Origin of the sequence: Planococcus beigongshangi, from assembly GCF_016820495.1 — a bacterium.
GTDB lineage: Bacteria > Bacillota > Bacilli > Bacillales_A > Planococcaceae > Planococcus > Planococcus beigongshangi.
In genome coordinates this window covers 475,451-496,058 of the sequence record NZ_JADHDU010000002.1, presented here as the reverse complement: position 1 = coordinate 496,058, position 20,608 = coordinate 475,451, and the positions used below count along the sequence as shown (strand labels likewise).

Sequence of the window (20,608 nt, the reverse complement as noted above, 5' to 3'; positions counted from 1 at the left end):
AACCCCCTTTCAACACCCAAGAAAAAGGACCCTCCACGAGGTCCTTTTTCTTTTTTAGTGAAACCATTTATGTAATCAACCGTATAAATATTATACATAAGATAGGGGGAAAGAATATGTCAACCAAAAAAGTGCTGTCCATCATCGGACTGTCGGTAGCGGGGATTCTGGTGCTCATCGCTGTGTTCACATCCTGGTATACCGTAGATGAATCGGAACAGGCCGTAATCGTGACATTCGGTGTGGCGAATGAAACCGTTGCTGAATCAGGGCTTCATTTCAAATTGCCTTGGCCGATCCAGCGAGCTGAAAAATTATCGAAAGAGACATACAGTCTGCAATTCGGATATAACCAGGATGAATCAGGGGAAATCGTTTCTTTCGATAAGGAAACGAAAATGATCACCGGGGATGAATACATTGTCCTGACGGATCTGGTCGTCCAGTGGAAGATCACGGATCCGAAAAAATATCTATTCAATGCAGAAGATCCTAAAGGCATCCTGCACGATGCGACTTCAGCCTCGATTCGGTCCATCATCGGAAGCTCGCTGATCGATGATGCCCTGACTTCCGGTAAAGCGGAAATCGAAGCAGATACACGCGATCTGCTCGCCTCATTGATCGAGAAATACGATATCGGCATTACTGTCCTCGCGGTGAAATTGCAGGACGTGGAACTGCCGAACGAAGAAGTCCGCGCGGCATTCACTAATGTTACGGATGCGCGGGAAACGATGAATACGAAGATCAACGAAGCACGGAAATATGAAAATCAGAAACGTAATGAAGCATTGGGTGAAAAAGCGGCGATCAATTCCCGTGCAGAAGGCCAGAAAGTGGCGAGGGTGGAACAGGCTCTCGGGGATGTTGCCGTGTTTGATGAATTATATGCCGAATACCAAGGAAACCCTGAGATTACCAGGCAGCGTCTGATTCTGGAAACATTGGAGAAAGTCCTGCCGAATGCGAAATTGTATATTATGAATGACGATGGCGGCACACTGAAATACCTGCCGCTGGGTGACAGCCAGACTTTACTTCCGCCGGCTGCAGAACCTGAGACGGGAGGCGACAATGATGGAAACGAATAAACCGCAAAACGAAACGAGTAAATTTGGTGATTACAAACCTGCTAAACCGAAAAAGCAGCCGAAAGATCCGGTGAATTTCAAGAAGTACTGGAAACTGGTGATCGGATTGACTTCAGTCTTTGTCCTCTTCATCATCCTTTTGGCAAACGTCTATATCGTAAAAGAAAGTGAATACCGCATTGTGCGCCAGTTCGGGGAAGTCGTCGCAATCAAAGATCAACCGGGGCTGCACATGAAAATCCCCTTCATCCAGAGTGTGACTACACTGCCGAAGTATCAAATGATTTATGAAGTCTCGGAAGCGGAAATCAATACGCGCGATAAAAAACGGATCATCATTGATAATTATGCCGTATGGCACGTGGTGGATCCGCGTGATCTGATCACGAATGCGGGAACGATCATCAATGCCGAGTCAAGAATGGAAGAATTTGTATATTCTGTCATCCGGACTGAACTTGGCCAATTGAATTATGAAGAAATCATCAATGATGAAAATACATCCAGAGGCAGTCTGAGTGAGAATGTCACTGCCAAAGTCAATGAGCTGCTTGAGAAAGATGAGTACGGAATCCGCGTAAGCGACGTTCGGATGAAACGGACAGATCTGCCGGAAGAAAACGAACAATCGGTTTACGTCCGGATGATTTCCGAGCGGGATTCGACAGCTCAGGATTATTTATCGCAAGGAGATGCCAAAAAGCGTGAAATCGAAGCGCAGGCTGACCGGGAAGCCCAGGAAGTGATTGCGACAGCCCAGAAAGAAGCCTCATTGATCCAGGCGGAAGGTGAAGCCGAAGCTGCGAAGATCTATAATGATTCATTCTCGAAAGATCCGGATTTCTATCAATTGTATCGGTCGCTCCAATCCTATTCGAAAACGATCGGTGAAGACACCGTCATCATCCTCCCATCTGATTCACCATATGCCAGCGTTTTGTCAGGCATAATGGAATAACAGCAACTGCCGTCATTTCTCTTCTATTTACCCTCGTGGTAAAATAAAGGGAATGACGGTCTTTTATTGAAAGGGGTAATTTTGTGGCTAAGAAAATACTATTACTGGACGGCAATAGCTTGGCGTATCGCGCGTTTTTTGCACTGCCTTTATTGACGAATGAAAACGGTATCCATACGAACGCCGTATACGGGTTCACGATGATGCTCCAGCGGATATTGGAGGAAGAGAAGCCGACGCATATCATGGTGGCATTCGATGCGGGAAAAACGACGTTTCGCCATGAAACGTTCAGCGAATATAAAGGCGGACGCCAAAAAACGCCGCCGGAATTATCCGAGCAGTTTCCCTATCTGCGCAAGCTGATCGACGCTTATCGCATCAAACAATATGAATTGCCGAATTATGAGGCGGATGACATCATCGGCACGCTGAGCCTTGAAGCGGAACAGCAGGGGGACGAAGTCATCGTCATTTCAGGAGATAAGGATATGACGCAATTGGCTTCGCCGTCGACGACCGTCTATATCACCCGGAAAGGAATCACCGATATCGAAAAATACACGGTCGATCATATCAAAGAGAAGTACGGGCTGACACCGCTGCAGATCATTGATATGAAAGGGCTGATGGGCGATGCTTCCGATAATATCCCAGGCGTTCCGGGTGTCGGGGAAAAAACGGCGCTCAAACTTCTGGCAGCACACGGGTCTGTCGAAGGCGTGTACGAAGCCATAGACCAGCAAAAAGGCAAAATGAAAGAAAAACTGGTGGCCAATGAAGATCTGGCCTATATCAGCAAGAAACTTGCCACGATCGAAAGGCAGGCTCCGATTGAAGTGAAGATCGACGACCTGGGCTATGAGGGTCCGGACCAGGATGAACTTGTGCAGATCTGGACCGAACTCGCCTTTAAGTCGCTATTGGCGAAAATGGATTATACAGCAGAAGAAACCGTTAAGGAAGAATTGAAATTTACGGTAGTGACAGAAGTGGATTCGCCGATGCTGAAAGATGAAATGGCCGTCCACCTGGAAATGTATGATGAACATTACCACACGTGCGATCTGCTCGGTGTTGCATTGGCAGATGCGGATGAAACATTTGTCATCCCGATGGAAGTGGCGAAAGGATCGGAAGCATTCAAGGCATGGCTCGCAGATCCTGCGAAGAAGAAATTCATGTCGGATTCAAAGGCTTCCACTGCCGCTTTCCTCCGGAGTGAAATCGAACTCGATGGCGTCGATTTCGATTTGATGCTCGGGGCATATATCGTCAATCCGTCCCTTACTTATACGGACATGTCCAATATCGTACTGGAATACGGCTATACCGATGTCTCGACGAACGAACAGGTTTACGGAAAAGGCGCGAAAAAGCGGGTGCCTGAAGATGACGTGCTGAACGAGCATAATGCCAGAAAAGCGCTCGCCATCTGGAATGTCCGCGGAACCATCATCAAGAAGCTGGAAGACAATCAACAATTCGACCTCTACGATAAACTCGAACTGCCGCTTGCTACAGTGCTTGGTAAAATGGAATCGCTCGGCGTCAAAGTCGACCGGGATCAATTGAGTGCCATGGGAGAAGAGTTATCAGCCAAACTTGAAAAGATCGAAGGCGAAATCCACAGTCTCGCAGGACAGGAATTCAATATCAATTCACCCAAGCAATTGGGTGTGATCCTTTTCGAGAAACTGGGTTTGCCGGCTTTGAAGAAAACGAAGACGGGCTATTCCACGGCAGCGGATGTCCTTGAGAAGTTGGAAGGGCAGCACGAAATCATTGCACATATTCTTCTTTATCGTCAGCTGGGCAAATTATTGTCCACTTATATAGAAGGTTTATTGAAGGAAATTCACGGCGACGGCAAGATCCATACCCGTTTCCAGCAGGCTCTGACGACGACTGGACGCCTGAGCTCGACCAATCCGAACCTGCAGAACATACCGGTTCGCCTGGAAGAAGGCCGGAAAATCAGAAAAGCTTTCATTCCTTCCCAACCGGGCTGGGTCATGGTGGCAGCGGATTATTCACAGATCGAATTGCGCGTGCTTGCGCATATGTCGAATGATGAACGGCTTGTCCAGGCGTTCAAGGACGATCAGGATATCCATACAGCAACGGCAGCCGACGTCTTCCATGTCTCACTTGAAAACGTGACGGGCGATATGCGGCGTGCTGCGAAAGCGGTCAACTTCGGTATCGTCTATGGTATCAGTGATTATGGCTTGTCCCAAAGTTTGAATATCCCTCGGAAGGAAGCGGCTGAATTTATCGACCGTTATCTGAAAAGCTTCCCAGGTGTGCAGCAGTACATGACTGACATCGTGTCGTCCGCCAAAAAAGACGGTTTTGTTACGACGTTGATGAATCGTCGCCGTTACCTGCCGGATATCACCAGTTCGAATTTCAACCTGCGGAGTTTCGCGGAGCGCACCGCGATGAATACCCCGATACAGGGAAGTGCTGCAGACATCATCAAAAAAGCGATGATCGATATGGACGAAGCACTTGAACGTGAAGGATTGCAGGCGAATATGCTGCTTCAGGTTCATGATGAATTGATCTTTGAAGCACCGAAAGAAGAACTCGCCCGCTTGATGGAGCTGGTGCCTAAAGTGATGGAGTCGGCAATGCCGTTGAATGTTCCCTTGAAAGTGGATATCGCTTCAGGCGATACCTGGTATGAAACCAAATAAATGATGGGAGGCCGTTAATATGCCTGAGCTTCCAGAAGTGGAAGGCGTGGTCCGGCAGATTCGGCCGGTCGCCATCGGCAAAAGAGTCGAAAAGGTATTTGTTTCCGATACGATCCGGGTTTCCAAAACCGCCGGCAAGGAAGCCATATTGAAACGGATCGGCGCCGACAGTTTTATCGAAAAAGTGACAGGTGCCCAAATCGTCGGCGTGGAGCGGCGAAGTAAATATATCTATTTTAGCTTGCGGAAAGAAGAACCGTTTCTGCTCGTCAATCATCTCGGGATGTCAGGTGCCTGGTTTTACACGGACAGCCTGCTGTCGATTCCTGAAGAGAAATTCCGGAAGCATGTCCACGTCGTACTGACATTGAATGACGGCAATGTGCTGGCATATTCGGATATACGCCGTTTCGGTGAAATGCGGGTGCTCGGGGAAGAAGGCGAGTATCCGCCGCTTTTACTGATGGCGCCTGAACCTTTTGAAGAACTCGCGCTGCAGCATTTCCTGGACATGTCTGAAAGCACCAAATACCGCAATAAACCGATCAAAGAAGTGATCATGGACGGCCAGGTGATTTCCGGGGCGGGGAATATTTATGCGACGGAAGCGCTGTTCCGGATGAAAATCCATCCGAACAGGATGGCCCACAGGATCAGCAGAAAACGGAAAGTGGAATTATTCCAGGCAATTGTTGCGATTCTACTGGAAAGCATCGAAGCGGGAGGCAGCACGATTTCCGATTACCGCAATATAAACGGTGAGTCGGGCGGCATGCAGAACCGGTTCGCCATTTACGGAAAAAAACAATGCATGGCCTGCGGCAGAGCGACAAAATCCCTGAAAATCGGGGGACGCACGTCTGTTTATTGCCCGTCATGCCAAAAATGAGGGCTGAATATGATCATTGGACTGACTGGAAGCATCGCAAGCGGCAAAAGCACCGTTTCGAAAATGCTTGAACAAAAAGGCTATCCGATTGTGGATGCAGATATAGTAGCCCGGCAAGTCGTTGAACCGGGGACGGACACCTTGAAAGAAATTGAAAAATTATTCGGCTCCGAAGTGATCAAAGCGGATGGCTCCATGGACCGGGAAAAAGTAGCTGCACTTATTTTTACGGATCCGGCACAGCGTAAAAGATTGAATGACATCATCCACCCGGCCATCCGGACGGAGATGCTGCGCCAGAAGAATGAATTTATCAAAGCCGGCCATAAAACGGTCATCATGGATATCCCTTTGCTTTTCGAAAGCAAGCTGCAGCATTTCGTCGACAAAATCCTGGTCGTCAGTGTGACGGAAGAAAATCAGCTGGCGAGGCTGATGGAAAGAAACGGGCTGAATGAAAAGGATGCCCGGTCCCGGATCGCCTCCCAGCTGCCGATGTTCGTCAAAGAAGAGGGAGCGGATGCGGTCATTTATAACAACGGTTCAGTCGATGAAGCTGCCCGCCAGCTGGACAAAATTTTGAAGCTATGGAAAGTAAGTTCATAATATAGCGATATATTGAAATTAAAGAAATCATATTTATATACCGCTTCGGCGCTTTGGACCAGGTTCCCACAATAAGCCGAGAAGAGCACTCGTCTTATTGCTCCACCCAGTCCTGAGCCGCGCCTTTGCTCAGGTCGGAAGTGAAGCAGTAAAGATTCTCTTTAGTCTCAGCATAGCGTTGGGCAACCACTTGGACGTAGGACCAAGTTAGCATCAGGAAATCATCTCAGTAATATTAGTTTTTTTATAATAAAGAGTATGACAGTGAAGATTTCTAAATGATTAAGCTCAATACAGGCGACCGGGAAAGCAGAGCTGTTTTGCGGAATATTGATAATGAGAGGTTCATTATTTTAATATATATGGATTAATTTCTTTCTGAGGTTCTCGAATAAGGATAATGTGTTATACTATATAACGAAATAAAAATATAAGTATAACTTAATTAATGGAGGACTTTTAAATGACAGTTTCTATTGCGATTAATGGATTTGGCCGTATTGGCCGCATGGTGTTCAGACAGGCAATCTTAATGGACGACGTAACGATTTCAGCAGTTAATGCCAGTTATCCTGCTGAAACTCTGGCTCATTTGATAAAGTATGACACAAATCACGGCACCTTCGACGGAGAAGTAAAGGCTGAAGAAGGCGCTTTAATTGTAAATGGAAAACGGGTACAACTGGTGAGCGAACGCGATCCGCTGAAACTTCCCTGGAAAGAGATGGGGATCGATATCGTCATCGAAGCTACAGGGAAATTCAATTCACGTGATAAAGCGGCACTTCACCTTGAAGCCGGCGCTAAAAAAGTTATCCTTACGGCACCTGGTAAAAACGAAGACATCATGATCGTCATGGGTGTCAACGAAGATAAATTGGATATTGCGAAGCACGATGTCATTTCCAATGCCAGCTGTACAACAAACTGCCTTGCGCCTGTTGCAAAAGTCCTTCATGATTCGTTCGGAATCGACAATGGTCTGATGACAACTGTACACGCTTACACGAATGACCAGAAAAACCTGGACAATCCGCATAAGGATCTTCGCCGTGCACGCGCATGTGCACAGTCGATCATTCCGACATCTACCGGAGCTGCGAAAGCATTGTCGAAAGTATTGCCTGATCTGGAAGGCAAACTGCACGGCATGGCATTGCGCGTTCCGACGCCGAACGTTTCACTTGTCGACCTGGTAGTCGATCTCAACAAAGATGTAACAATCGAAGAAGTCAATGAAGCATTCAAAAACGCAGCGAACGGCCCGATGAATGGCATCTTGAACTTCACGACAGAACCGCTTGTTTCCATCGATTTCAATACGACGACCGATTCTGCAATCATCGATGGTCTATCGACGATGGTCATGGGCAAACGTAAAGTCAAAGTCCTTGCATGGTATGACAACGAATGGGGTTATTCAGCCCGCGTCATCGATTTGACTAAGCGCGTAGCTTCCGCAATGAATGCATTTTGACAATAATGCCGCTTTTCCGGTGTAATCCGGAAAGCGGCATTAAATTTGCCGTAAAAAACTATAAAGAAAATGATATTTTTATTAGTTTAAAATATTGCTTTTCTATTCGATACAATCTATACTATGAAACGTAGCTGAAAAAAAAGGCTATTTTCTTCCGCCTGATTCCAAAGCTCAATGAGGAGTCTCTATAGGAAGAAATCTTTATTCACATGACTGCTTAAAGGGTTAGGACCTCTTTGGACTAACTTTCCCCCGTGGTAGTCAACTTTGAAAATTTTGAGCACGAAACAAAATGATATCAAAGGGGGAAACGAACCATGGAAACAATGGGACGTCACGTAATTGCAGAACTTTGGCAGTGTGATTTTGACAAATTAAACGATATGGATTATATCGAACAAACTTTTGTTGATGCAGCACTCAAATCAGGAGCGGAAATCCGCGAGGTCGCTTTTCACAAATTTGCACCACAGGGTGTAAGCGGCGTAGTGATCATTTCTGAATCGCATTTGACTATCCACAGCTTTCCTGAACACGGCTACGCAAGTGTAGATGTTTACACATGCGGCGATCTTGATCCGACGATTGCAGCGAATTATATCGCTGAAGCGCTTGGCTCACAAACGAGCGAAGTCACGGAATTGCCACGTGGAATGGGTCCGGTCGGTGCTGGACAAACCAAAGTTACAGTAACTGCATAATCCATTTAAAACCGCAAACATCAAGCAGGGGATCCGATCCCCTGCTTTTTTATATGTCTTTACGTAATAATGAAAGATATTTTTTAGAAACAGATATTCCGCAAAACAGCTTCGCTTTCCAAAACCCGTGCTCCTGCATCGCTGCGCTGCTTCGTCGCAAAGACTTGCCCTCGCAAGCTTCGGACAATGTCTTGGCTACCGCCCAATCCTCCTCGTCCGCTGCGCTCCCTGCGGTGTATCGGTCGTGTCGCTAAGCCACAGGAGTCTCGCTGTTTTGCTCCATATCTTCGGGAAGTTCATAAGATGAAACAGCGGAAACTAGGAAAAGTATGGACCGGCTTCTGCATCGCTGCGCAGATTTGGCGCATTTCTTACTCGGACAATCGTCCGAGTTGATTTTAATACTATGCCAGCTCTTAAAGCAATATTTCTTGCTTTATTGAGTCTTGAAGCCGACGCAAGCGAAGGAGTACCACAGGACGGAGCGGAGCAATAAGACGAGTGTTCTTCTCGGCTTATTGCGGGAGCTTAGTCCAGAGCGACGAAGCGTTATATATAAGATAGCCAATGCTCTTTTGTTCAGATTCCAAAATCAAATATTATAAACGCTGAAATTTTGTTATACTTAACGTAATAGAAAGAGAATTTGGGGAGATGTCGAAATGAAATGTCCGGCTTGCCAGCATAATGGGACGCGTGTCGTGGACTCGCGGCCAGTAGATGAATTGAAATCCATCAGGAGAAGAAGGGAATGCGAAGAATGCGGCTACCGCTTCACCACTTTTGAGAAAGTGGAGGAGATGCCGCTGATCGTCGTGAAAAAAGATGGCTCCCGAGAAGAGTTCAGCCGTGAAAAAGTCCTGCGCGGATTGATCCGTGCCTGCGAAAAACGGCCGGTGCCACTGGAAATGCTTGAAGAACTGGTGTTCACCATCGAAAAAGACCTGCGCAGAATCGGCAACGCCGAAGTGAAGTCCGAACAGGTGGGTGAAATGGTCATGGACCGCCTCGCTTCGATCGATGAAGTGGCTTACGTCCGTTTTGCATCCGTTTACCGCCAGTTTAAAGACATAAACGTATTTATTGACGAGCTGAAGGATTTATTGAATAAGAATCCGGATGACAAGAAATCCGAGTAAGGCGGTGAAGTATGACTGCATTCTATAAGGAATTACAGCCGGCCGATGCCTTTAAGATCCGCCTGCCGTATCCATTTTCCGATTATGACCGCCAATTGCTGACCCTGCTTTATCAGCCGATGGTCGGCTCTGAAGCCATATCGCTTTACCTGACGCTTTGGGCCGAAGGGGGCGCGGTGCGGGCGGAGACGCCGCATTATTCCCTGATGAATACGCTCGGCATGCCGATTTCAAAAATCTTTGAATCACGCCTTCAGCTTGAAGCGATCGGATTATTGAAGACGTTCAAAAAAGGGAACGAGACCCGCACATTCCTGTATGAATTATGCCCGCCGCTCGACCCGCGTGATTTTTTCAGCGATCCCCTGCTGTCGATGTTTTTATTCAGTAAGATTGGCGACATCGCTTATCGCCGTGTGCGGGACCGTTTTATCATACCGGCGGAAGAGATGGATGGATTTGAGGAAATTTCCCGCACGTTCACGGATATTTTCAAGCCGGTCCACGCTAAAGCCGGTTATCCGAATGATTCCCAGAATCTGCAGCAGCGCAGCCGAAAAGGCTATAAAGCGGAATATGATTTCGATTTCAGCCTGCTCCATCAGGGACTGTCCGAACAGCTTGTCCCGAAGCGCGTGCTGACTGCACCGATCAAGGAATGCATCTGCACGCTGGCTTTCCTGTATGGCTGGGGGCCGCTTGAAATGCAAAAAGTGATCTTGCTGGCGATTGACGATGATTATCGCCTTACTATAGAAGGAATAAAAAAAGCGGCATCCGATTATTACAAGATGACCGTTTCTACAACCGCTCCTAAACTGGAGCCGGTCCTGGTGAAAGCACCTGAACAGAGCGGTGAGCCGAAGACCCGGCAGGATGAATTGATCCTGTACCTGGAATCAGCAGCGCCCATCGAGGTGCTGAGAGACATCGCAGGGGGCAAGGAACCTTTGCCTGCGGATGTCCAGCTTGCCAATAACCTGGTGTTGCAACACGGTATGGAGCCTCCTGTCGTGAACGTCCTGCTTCAGTATGTGCTGCTCCGGACGGACATGAAGCTGACCAAAAGCTATGTGGAAAAAATTGCATCGCATTGGATCCGCAAAAATGTGACGACTGTCTCTGAAGCGATGGAACTTGCGCGGACGGAACATGCCCAGTATGTGAAGTGGAAAGCGGAAGGTTCTCCGGCATCCGCTTCAAGATCTTCTGTACGTTCAGGCGGAAAGCCGGTCCGTGAAGAAAAACTGCCGGAATGGTTCTATACGAAAGATCAGCCACAACCTGCGGCACCTCAGAAAAACGAAAGCCTGGAAATCGAAAAGCAGAAAATCCTGGCTGAACTTGCTTTGGAAATAAGGAAGGGTGATTAAATGGAACCGATTCGGGAAACTTTAAAACGGGTGGTCAATGCACCGGCTTTTTCAGAGCGTTATGATGATATGCGCAAGGAAGTGCTTGAGAATCCCGGCGTCCAGAAATTTCTGGAAGAACATTCTGACGAAGTCGATAAAAGTGTAGTCGACCGCGGCATGCATAAGCTGTATGAATATATCGACCAGTCCCATGACTGTAATAAATGCCCCAGCCTGGAAGGATGCATCAACCACCTGAAAGGCTTCGAGCCGAATCTGGTGCTGGAGCGCAATACGATCGGCATCGCATATACACCTTGTAAATCTAAAAATGCCTATGACAATAAACGCCGCGCAAGCTCCCTTATCCACAGCATGTATATGCCGAAGGAAGTCATGCAGGCGACTTTGGACGGCTTTGAAGCGGACGACAGCCGCATGGAAGCGTTCCGGGCTGTCGGAGCGTTTATGAAACAAGCTACCGGCCCTGATAATATGCCGGAAAAAGGCTTCTATTTCTACGGGAAGTTCGGTGTCGGGAAATCCTATTTATTGAGTGCGGTGGCCAATGCCCTGGCTGAGCGTAATGTCAAATCCGTCCTTGTATTCGTGCCGGAATTCATGCGTGAAATGAAACAGGCGATCGGCGACCAGACGCTGCAGGAAAAAGTGGATTACGTGAAAAAGGCGCCTGTATTGATGTTGGATGATATCGGAGCGGAGGCCATGTCGAGCTGGACGCGCGATGAAGTGCTCGGCACCATCCTCCATTACCGGATGGCTGAAAAGCTGCCGACTTTCCTGACGTCGAATTTCAGTTATTCGGAACTGGAACATCACCTCACGTATTCGCAGCGAGGCGAAAAGGAAGATCTGAAAGCGGCCCGTGTGATGGAGCGGATCCGCGCCTTGACGGTGCCGGTGAAGCTGGATGGCCACAACCGCCGCAATTAAACTGGAAGGCTATTGCATTTTGAATGTTTTCAGTTTATAGTGAAATGAATCGATATAGATTTTAAATGCAACGACGAGGACAATAGTGGATGGTACGACTTCCAGAGAGAGAAGCCTAGGCTGAAAGCTTCTTAAGAAACGGCCATCCGCTTACCGCCTCCGAGCAGCAGCTGTGAACTTTTTAGTAGCAGCTGCCGGCAACCGGCCCGTTAGCCGATGCAGAGCTTCGTTCCGGCCAGTTTACTGGTCGGGGCTGAAGAAGGGTGGAACCACGAGCTTAAGCTTCGTCCCTTTGGGATGGGGCTTTTTTGCGTTGAAAAGCGGAAAGAGCCGTTCTGCTTCGACAGGCATAAGACGATTTGGCGAAGCGGCATGTTTTCAGCCGCACAGCCGAAGTGGCTTATGTCCCGAGAAGCAGGCTCTTGGAGCTGGATCTAAAAAAGAGCGCCAGTTCAGACCCTGTGAAACTGGTAAACTAGTAAAACATCAAAAGGAGAGGTCACTATGTCAAACATGATCAATTTGAAATTCCCGGACGGGGCAGTAAAGGAATTCGAGCAGGGCACAACTACTGAAGACGTGGCACAGTCCATCAGCCCGGGTCTTCGCAAAAAAGCGTTAGCAGGAAAAATCGGCGATCAGCTCGTCGACTTGAAAGCGCCGTTGAAACAGGACGGCGACATCGCCATCATTACTGCAGAATCGGACGAAGCGTTGGAAATCCTTCGCCACAGTACTGCGCATTTATTGGCACAGGCGGTTAAACGCCTCTATCCGGATGCAAAACTCGGCGTCGGCCCGGTCATTGAAAATGGTTTCTACTATGACATCGATACGGAGTCGGCAATCACTTCCGAGGACCTTCCGAAAATCGAGAAGGAAATGAAGAAGATCATCGGCGAGAATCTTGAAATCGTTCGTGTCGATGTGTCCCGTGCAGAAGCTCAGGAACGTTTCGCAGCGATCGAAGATCCGTATAAACTGGAACTTCTTGAAGCGATTCCGGAAGATGAGCAGGTGTCGATTTATGAACAGGGCGAATTCTTCGACCTGTGCCGCGGCATCCATGTACCAGCGACAGGCAAATTGAAGGAATTCAAATTGCTCAGCGTGGCGGGAGCCTACTGGAGAGGCGACAGCGACAATAAAATGCTGCAGCGCATCTACGGTACTGCGTTCTTCAAGAAAGAAGACCTGAAAGCGCATCTTGAAATGCTGGAAGAAGCGAAAGAGCGCGACCACCGTAAAATAGGTAAAGAATTAAATCTGTTCATGAACTCGCAGAAAGTCGGACAGGGATTGCCGATGTGGCTTCCGAAAGGCGCGACGATCCGCCGCATCATCGAGCGTTATATCGTAGATAAGGAAGAACGCCTAGGCTACGACCACGTTTATACTCCGGTTCTCGGCAGTGTCGACCTTTACAAGACAAGCGGCCACTGGGACCATTACCAGGACGATATGTTCCCGGTCATGAGCATGGACAACGAAGATCTTGTGCTTCGTCCGATGAACTGCCCGCACCATATGATGATTTTCAAGCAAGGCATCCATTCCTATCGCCAGATGCCGGTCCGCATTGCGGAACTTGGCACAATGCACCGCTATGAAATGTCAGGCGCTCTCTCCGGTCTGCAACGTGTACGCGGCATGACTTTGAATGATGCACATTTATTTGTTCGTCCGGATCAGATCAAGGAAGAATTTATCCGCGTTGTGAATCTGGTAATCGAAGTTTATAAGGATTTCAATATCAACGATTATTCATTCCGCGTGTCATACCGCGACCCTGCGGATAAAGAGAAATACTTTGATGACGACGCCATGTGGGAGCGTGCACAATCCATGCTGAAAGAAGCGATGGACGATATGGGCTTGGATTATGTGGAAGCTGAAGGTGAAGCGGCATTCTATGGTCCGAAACTTGATGTCCAGGTGAAAACTGCACTTGGCAAAGAAGAAACGCTTTCCACTGTTCAGCTTGATTTTCTTCTGCCTGAGCGTTTCGAACTGTCGTATATCGGAGAAGACGGCAAACAGCACCGCCCGGTTGTCATCCACCGAGGAGTCGTGTCGACAATGGAACGTTTTGTCGCATTCCTGATCGAAGAATACAAAGGCGCATTCCCGACTTGGCTGGCACCGGTTCAGGTCGAAATCATCCCGGTATCGCTTGATGTCCACAGTGACTATGCCAATGAATTACAGGAAAAACTGCAGAATCATAAATTGCGTGTAGATATCGACGGCCGCGATGAAAAGCTCGGCTATAAGATCCGTGAAGCGCAAATGCAGAAAGTCCCTTATATGCTTGTACTCGGCGACAAGGAGATGGAAGACGGCTCGGTCAACGTCCGTAAATACGGGGAACAGAAATCCGAAAGCATGCCGTTCGAAGACTTCCTGGCGATGATTCAAGGGGAACTTCGATAAAATGAAGCAGGAAAACTATGTATAACGCTTCGGCGCTATGGACAGTGCAAAGATTATGCTCCACCGCTGCGCTCGTCGCAAAGGAGGCGCCGCAAGTTCATGGCGCACCTTGGCTCCCGCAATAAGCCGAGAAAACCACTCGTCTTATTGCTCCGCTCGGCCTTCGCCTGCTCCTGAGCTGCGTCTTCGCTTTGAGGTCCACCTCTGGAAAGAAAGTAATTCAGATTAATAATTGAAATGCCGCTCCGTCGCTTAGGACCACCTTCCCACAATAAGCCGAGAAGGGCACTCGTCTTATTGCTCCAGCTGGTCCAGAGTCGCTCCACCGCTGGGGATGACTTCTGTAGAGAACGTGAAGGACCAGTTGCCTACTCAAATTTTAATGTCATCTTGAGCACCAACTCGGACGATGATTCGTCCGAGTTCGCATTTAGAAACCACTTCAAAATGAGAAGAGTTTCACAGATATGGAGCAAAACAGCGAAGACTCCCAAGGGATTAGAAACGGAGTTGGTTTTCCAACTCCGTTTCGAGCGAAGTGTTGAGATCCACTCGGGCGAAGTGGAACAAGACCGAGTTAGCTCAGCGCGAGCCCCCAGGAAGTTATTTTGTGAAATATCGGTTACTTTAGTTTATTACTTCGACTTATATAGAGAAGTTGGTTGACACCTTCACCTGTGCGTGATATTATAGTTAAGGTTATAGAATACTTATATGTGCAAGCAGGAGCACCCGCTTCTCACCTGATCGACCATTTGTTGGCAGGTAGACACGATTTGACTTTTTCACGCTGCGGCGTGCTGTCATAAATTGCGGGTGGGCCGAACGAGGCCCATCCGCTTTTTCTTTGGATCGGAACCTGTATGCCGACATGGTCGGTTACGCATTTTAAGCTATTCGCAACACTATCCGGAGGTGGATTATTATTAGCAAAGACATTAATGTAAACGAAGGCATTCGTGCACGGGAATTGCGGGTTATTGATCAGAACGGTGAACAGCTCGGCATAAAAACGCGCAACGAAGCGCTAGAAATTGCAGGCCGTGTCAACTTGGATCTGGTTCTTGTGGCTCCTCAAGCTAAGCCGCCGGTTGCCCGCATCATGGACCATGGTAAATTCAAGTTTGAACAGCAGAAGAAGGAACGTGAGATTCGCAAGAATCAAAAAGTCATCGTAGTGAAAGAGGTTCGTTTGAGCCCTGGAATCGATGATCATGATTTTGAAACGAAACTTCGCAACGCGATCAAGTTCCTTGAAAAAGGCGACAAAGTCAAAGCTTCAATCCGTTTTAAAGGCCGTGCGATTACGCACAAGGAAATCGGACAGCGCGTACTTGAACGCTTCGCAGAAGCATGCAAAGACGTGGCGACGGTTGAACAGCGCCCTAAAATGGACGGACGCAGCATGTTCTTGATGCTTGCTCCAGTCAACGAAAAAGAATAACAGTATATTTGTTTAGGAGGAACTCGAAATGCCGAAAATGAAAAGCCATAGCGGTGCGTCAAAACGTTTCAAGAAAACTGGAACTGGTAAAGTCAGACGCTTCAGCTCACACACTAGCCACTTATTTGCAAACAAATCGACTAAGCAAAAACGCAAGCTCCGTAAAGGGAAACTTGTATCATCAGGCGATTTGAAACGCATTAAATCACTTATCTATAACATGAAGTAAGAAAAGCGCCAGCGAGAGACAGCAGCGATGCAGGAGCAGCCTTTATTTCCCGAAAGGGCCGGGCAGCTGGAGCCTCGACAATAGCAATACCGAACAAAAAATCGAATTTTTTTATATTCAAGCAGGAGGTAATGTATTATGCCACGCGTAAAAGGTGGAACAGTGACGCGCCAGCGTCGTAAAAAGGTCATTAAATTAGCAAAAGGTTATTATGGTGCAAAGCACATCCTTTTCAAAGTAGCAAACCAACAGGTGATGAAGTCAGGTAACTATGCTTACCGTGACCGTCGCAACAAAAAACGTGACTTCCGCAGACTGTGGATCACTCGTATCAACGCAGCAGCTCGTTTGAACGACATCTCTTACAGCCGTCTAATGAACGGTTTGAAAGTTGCCGGCATCGACATCAACCGCAAAATGCTTGCAGAAATCGCTGTATCTGATGCAGTAGCTTTCACAGCACTTGCTGACCAAGCTAAAAAAGCGTTAAACAAATAAGATAAGACAAAAAAGACTGGCGACCATTCGCCAGTCTTTTTTTATGGAGGAGATTAAAGATGTTTTTAGTGGTTTCAGCCTATATCATGATCCTGTCCGTCATGGCGCTCGCAATGATGAAAATGGACAAACGCCAGGCACAGCAGCGCGGCCGGAGGATACCGGAGAAAAATCTATGGCGTGTAGCCATATTCGGCGGAGCCATCGGAGCCTATATCGGCATGATGGCATTCCGGCACAAGACAAAACATACCAATTTCCGCATCGGCTTCCTGATGCTGGCCATTCTCCAGGCGGCGCTCCTTGTCTGGGTTTACAGGGAAACAGGTTTGCGCTAATTGATCGCCTAACGCTTCATTAACTGTTCGATCGGATTTTTCCAGTTGATGTCAGCATTCGGATAGTTCATCCCGATTTCCTTCTCGAGAAAAAGGAAGTCCTCTTTGGTGAAGCCCTGCAGGCTGTCGGGATTTTCCGCCCAAACGAATATGGAGACGACTTCGAATGCGTCGTCTGTGGTCCCAAGATATTTTTCCCCTTCAAAAACGACGCCGCGCAATGTGATGAAAAAGTTTTTCCGGACATTCTGTACATCATCATAGAAATAATAGGATTTGCTTTCAACTGCAGCATCAAATTTCCGTTTCGGATCGAATACATAGCGAAGTAAGCGGTAAAACAGATAAATGATCAGTGCAATTACAAGGAAACGGATAATGATGGCCATGCTTAAATACCCCCTATGGAAAGTGGTCGTCATGTATAATACGGACATGAAGATATATGGTTTCAAGATTTATTGAAATAAAGGAGGATTTCCATGAATTTAACGGAGTTATTCAAAATGCAGAAAGAACTGGATCATTTCATCCAAACAAATAATGGGGTGGAAGGTGATCTGTTCGAGAAAAAAGGATTGGCGCTGATCGTGGAACTGGCAGAGCTTGCGAATGAAACGCGGGCATTCAAATTCTGGAGCTCAAAAGGGCCGTCGGAACGGGAGATCCTTCTGGAAGAATATGTCGACTCGATTCATTTTCTGTTGTCACTCGGGATCGAAAAGGATTTGGATAGTTTGGAAGAGTGGCCGGAACCTGCAATCGGCAATGATCTGACCGCTTTATTCCTTAAGACGGGCAAAGCCATCCATGAATTTATGGACCGCGCATCCGCATCAAACTATCTGGAAATCTGGAGCTGCTATGGTGCGATTGCACAAGTGCTCGGCTTCAGCTACGACGAGGTGCTCGAAGCCTATCTGGCAAAGAATCAAAAAAATTATGACCGACAGAAAAATGGCTATTAATTTTCGGAAAGAATATTTTGAAAATGGGCGACTGTTCATTTATAATGGAAAAGTGAGACTATTTAGGAGGTCGAAATAAATGGTAAAATTGGATGAAACGCTACAGATGTTAAAAGACTTGACCGATGCAAACGGAATTCCCGGCAATGAACGCCAATCGCGCGAGGTCATGAAGAAATACATAGAGCCTTTTGCAGATTCAGTGGAAACGGACGGACTGGGCAGCCTGATCGCGAAAAAAGAAGGGTTGGCTGACGGACCGAAAATCATGGTTGCAGGCCACTTGGATGAAGTCGGATTCATGATTTCCCAGATCGACGACAAAGGATTCCTGAAATTCCAACCGGTCGGCGGCTGGTGGAACCAGGTCATGCTGGCACAGCGCGTAACGATCACAACTCGCTCAGGCAAAGAGATCACAGGGGTCATCGGTTCCAAACCGCCGCATATCCTGTCACCTGAAGCACGGAAAAAACCGGTTGAAATCAAAGATATGTTCATCGATATTGGCGCATCTTCACGCGACGAAGTGAAAGAATGGGGCATTACACCGGGCGATATGGTAACGCCTTACTTCGAATTCCAGGCTATGACGAATGAAAAATTCCTATTGGCAAAAGCTTGGGATAACCGTATCGGCTGTGCAATCGCAATCGATGTATTGAAAGGCCTCCAAGGCCAGGATCACCCGAACATCGTGTACGGCGTCGGAACGGTCCAGGAAGAAGTCGGACTTCGCGGCGCGAAAACAGCGACAGCGAAAATCCAGCCGGACATCGGATTTGCAGTGGACGTGGGCATCGCCGGCGACACTCCGGGAATCACGGCCCAGGAATCCAACTCTAAAATGGGCGACGGACCACAGATTCTGTTATTCGACGCATCGATGGTTTCCCACCGTGGCTTGCGCGAACTAGTCCTTGATACAGCGGACGAAGCGGGCATCCCGTACCAGTTCGAAACGATTGCAGGCGGCGGAACGGACGCCGGCTCGATCCACTTGACGGCAAACGGCGTCCCGGCACTCGCGATCGGCGTAGCAACCCGCTACATCCACTCGCACGCAGGCATCCTGCACCGCGACGACTACGAGAACGCAGTCAAACTCATCATCGAAGTCATCAAGAAACTCGACAAAGACACAGTAGCCCGCATTACATTCGAATAAAACATGGAGACCCTCTCGCTGCGGCGAGGGGGTTTTGTTTTGTGTCGGGTTTTGTGCGGCGAGTGCTTATAGAATCCGCTGAGTGATCATAGAATCGTTGTNTGGAGACCCTCTCGCTGCGGCGAGGGGGTTTTGTTTTGTGTCGGGTTTTGTGCGGCGAGTGCTTATAGAATCCGCTGAGTGATCATAGAATCGTTGTGAGTGATCATAGAACTGTTTGAATGATCATAGAACTGTTTGAATGATCATAGAACCGTTTGAGTGATCATAGAATCCTGCGAGTGATCATAGAATCCTGCGAGTGATCATAGTATCCTGCAAGTGATCATAGAATCCGCTGAATGATCATAGAATCGTTTGAGTGATCATAGAACGCCAAAAAGTGCTCATAGAAAATAAATCAAGCCTCCCTAGTCGCTTTTCGCCTGCGAAAAGCATCCATTACAGGTTTTTTGAATTTGAGAGGATCAATTGAAATGGAGAAAAGAGCGGAAAGTAGACTTAAACATAGTATTATCATCAAAAAACCTGATTCCCAATCAAAAGGCACCGCACAAATTGTCCAAAAATATATATAGGATAAATAAATCAACTATTCTGACAATCGAATGCTATAATCCATTTAAACAGAAAGGGGAGAACCGAAATTCTAACTAAAGTGGATATGTTACAAAGAACCATTCGGCGCATGAAGGTGAATACGGCGGAACGGGATTTATTGGAGAGGGAATTATTCCTTGTAGAAGCCGGGATCCGGGGAGAGCGGCGGCTTCAAAAAAAGTTTATCGAATTTTATTCGTCTGAACCCTTTGAAATTCTTTGGAATACAAGCCTTACTCTCGGGAACTGGCCAGTCCAGATCGACGGATTGCTCCTGACGTCAAAAGTTGCCGTTATTCTTGAGTCGAAAAACATCAGCGGTGAGCTGCACTTTGAAAATAAGACAGATGAGTTTTTCCGTTATGATGCAAATGGCGTGAAAACAATCATGGACAATCCGGCAGTTCAAGTCGAAAAACATATACGCTTTATAAGAATGTGGTTCGCTGAAAATAAGATTCGCCTCCCCGTAGATGGCTTGCTCGTCTTTACAGCTTTGAAAGCTGAACTTTGTTCGCTGCCGAAAAATATACGCACCTGCCGACATCACCATATGGTCGAACTACTTTTTAAAACCATCGAAGAGTATCCATCCAGCCCCCAACAAAATAGGCATGTCCTAAAAAAATATATGAAAATTCTTGAAAAACAACTGACCCCTTATACTCAAAAGCCGATTGCCGTACAATATTCCCTGGATCCGCGCCTGTTTGAGCAAGGAATTTATTGCGACGCCTGCCAAACTTTTAATGTTTCCCGCCAGCGACGCCGCTGGCAATGCGATGCTTGTGGAAAAACTTCTGTAAATGCTGGCGAAGAAGCGGTGTTGGACTACTTCGCCATATTCGGTTTTCAGGCAAACAATGAAAAACTCAGGAAGTTCCTGAACGTGGATGACCGGCATTTAGTGAAGCGGCTGCTGTCGCAAGAAATTTTGACGAAAGACGGCAGCAGGAGACACAGCAAATACTCAATGAATAAAACGGGAAATTTGAGTGAATGATCATAGAACTGTTTGAGTGATCATAGAATCATTTGAATGCTCATAGAAT

19 protein-coding genes are annotated in these 20,608 nt (G+C 47.5%); 18 read left to right on the top strand and 1 reads right to left on the bottom strand.

All coding sequences use genetic code 11. From position 1 onward, the window contains the following. Positions 1-116 precede the first annotated feature (116 nt). The 15 genes from hflK to IQ294_RS06490 all read left to right on the top strand — a co-directional run bounded on the left by hflK (position 117) and on the right by IQ294_RS06490 (position 16,820). On the top strand, positions 117-1,094 hold the full coding sequence (hflK, locus tag IQ294_RS06560; RefSeq protein WP_203333201.1) for an FtsH protease activity modulator HflK: 978 nt from the start codon (positions 117-119) through the stop codon (positions 1,092-1,094). Then, positions 1,081-2,052: a protease modulator HflC gene (gene hflC, locus IQ294_RS06555; protein ID WP_203333200.1), complete on the top strand. Its 972-nt coding sequence runs from the start codon at positions 1,081-1,083 to the stop codon at positions 2,050-2,052. Before hflK ends, hflC begins: the two co-directional genes overlap by 14 nt. Positions 2,053-2,135: 83 nt before the next feature. Further along, positions 2,136-4,754: a DNA polymerase I gene (gene polA / locus IQ294_RS06550; protein ID WP_203333199.1), complete on the top strand. Its 2,619-nt coding sequence runs from the start codon at positions 2,136-2,138 to the stop codon at positions 4,752-4,754. A gap of 19 nt (positions 4,755-4,773) precedes the next feature. Continuing rightward, the gene (mutM, locus tag IQ294_RS06545; protein ID WP_203333198.1) at positions 4,774-5,643 is read left to right on the top strand and encodes a bifunctional DNA-formamidopyrimidine glycosylase/DNA-(apurinic or apyrimidinic site) lyase; all 870 of its coding nucleotides are present in this window, start codon (positions 4,774-4,776) and stop codon (positions 5,641-5,643) included. Positions 5,644-5,652: 9 nt separating this feature from the next. Then, positions 5,653-6,249, top strand: coding sequence for a dephospho-CoA kinase (coaE, locus tag IQ294_RS06540; RefSeq protein WP_284699723.1), 597 nt, complete (start codon positions 5,653-5,655; stop codon positions 6,247-6,249). A 463-nt stretch (positions 6,250-6,712) separates the two neighbouring features. Next, positions 6,713-7,726: a glyceraldehyde-3-phosphate dehydrogenase gene (locus tag IQ294_RS06535; RefSeq protein WP_203333197.1), complete on the top strand. Its 1,014-nt coding sequence runs from the start codon at positions 6,713-6,715 to the stop codon at positions 7,724-7,726. Positions 7,727-8,046: 320 nt separating this feature from the next. Then, complete coding sequence (gene speD / locus IQ294_RS06530) at positions 8,047-8,430, top strand: adenosylmethionine decarboxylase (protein WP_203333196.1); 384 nt, start codon at positions 8,047-8,049, stop codon at positions 8,428-8,430. A 662-nt stretch (positions 8,431-9,092) separates the two neighbouring features. Continuing rightward, the gene (gene nrdR, locus IQ294_RS06525) at positions 9,093-9,569 is read left to right on the top strand and encodes a transcriptional regulator NrdR (protein WP_203333195.1); all 477 of its coding nucleotides are present in this window, start codon (positions 9,093-9,095) and stop codon (positions 9,567-9,569) included. A gap of 11 nt (positions 9,570-9,580) precedes the next feature. Next, positions 9,581-10,942 (top strand): replication initiation and membrane attachment family protein, encoded by a 1,362-nt coding sequence (locus IQ294_RS06520; RefSeq protein ID WP_203333194.1) that lies wholly within the window; start codon positions 9,581-9,583, stop codon positions 10,940-10,942. Continuing rightward, on the top strand, positions 10,943-11,878 hold the full coding sequence (dnaI, locus tag IQ294_RS06515; protein WP_203333193.1) for a primosomal protein DnaI: 936 nt from the start codon (positions 10,943-10,945) through the stop codon (positions 11,876-11,878). It abuts the gene before it with no gap. A gap of 504 nt (positions 11,879-12,382) precedes the next feature. After that, entirely contained in the window at positions 12,383-14,311 is a 1,929-nt protein-coding gene (thrS, locus tag IQ294_RS06510) for a threonine--tRNA ligase (protein WP_203333192.1), read from the top strand. Positions 14,312-15,233: 922 nt separating this feature from the next. After that, positions 15,234-15,755 carry a translation initiation factor IF-3 gene (gene infC, locus IQ294_RS06505; protein WP_349291331.1) on the top strand — a complete coding sequence of 174 codons (522 nt, stop codon included), beginning with the start codon at positions 15,234-15,236 and terminating at the stop codon, positions 15,753-15,755. 28 nt (positions 15,756-15,783) lie between these two features. Then, complete coding sequence (rpmI, locus tag IQ294_RS06500; RefSeq protein ID WP_203333191.1) at positions 15,784-15,984, top strand: 50S ribosomal protein L35; 201 nt, start codon at positions 15,784-15,786, stop codon at positions 15,982-15,984. Positions 15,985-16,122: 138 nt separating this feature from the next. Further along, positions 16,123-16,482 (top strand): 50S ribosomal protein L20, encoded by a 360-nt coding sequence (gene rplT / locus IQ294_RS06495; RefSeq protein ID WP_144838869.1) that lies wholly within the window; start codon positions 16,123-16,125, stop codon positions 16,480-16,482. 59 nt (positions 16,483-16,541) lie between these two features. Then, positions 16,542-16,820, top strand: a complete 279-nt coding sequence (locus IQ294_RS06490) for a DUF1294 domain-containing protein (protein WP_203333190.1) — start codon at positions 16,542-16,544, stop codon at positions 16,818-16,820. 8 nt (positions 16,821-16,828) lie between these two features. Here IQ294_RS06490 and IQ294_RS06485 read toward each other — a convergent pair whose 3' ends face one another. Then, on the bottom strand, positions 16,829-17,209 hold the full coding sequence (locus IQ294_RS06485; protein WP_203333189.1) for a sigma-w pathway protein ysdB: 381 nt from the start codon (positions 17,207-17,209) through the stop codon (positions 16,829-16,831). 93 nt (positions 17,210-17,302) lie between these two features. Here IQ294_RS06485 and IQ294_RS06480 point away from each other — a divergent pair, with 93 nt between their 5' ends. The 3 genes from IQ294_RS06480 to IQ294_RS06470 all read left to right on the top strand — a co-directional run bounded on the left by IQ294_RS06480 (position 17,303) and on the right by IQ294_RS06470 (position 20,559). Then, the gene (locus tag IQ294_RS06480; protein WP_203333188.1) at positions 17,303-17,788 is read left to right on the top strand and encodes a dUTP diphosphatase; all 486 of its coding nucleotides are present in this window, start codon (positions 17,303-17,305) and stop codon (positions 17,786-17,788) included. Positions 17,789-17,867: 79 nt separating this feature from the next. Continuing rightward, positions 17,868-18,956, top strand: coding sequence for a M42 family metallopeptidase (locus IQ294_RS06475; protein ID WP_203333187.1), 1,089 nt, complete (start codon positions 17,868-17,870; stop codon positions 18,954-18,956). A 664-nt stretch (positions 18,957-19,620) separates the two neighbouring features. Then, positions 19,621-20,559: an NERD domain-containing protein gene (locus tag IQ294_RS06470; protein WP_203333186.1), complete on the top strand. Its 939-nt coding sequence runs from the start codon at positions 19,621-19,623 to the stop codon at positions 20,557-20,559. Positions 20,560-20,608: the final 49 nt, after the last annotated feature.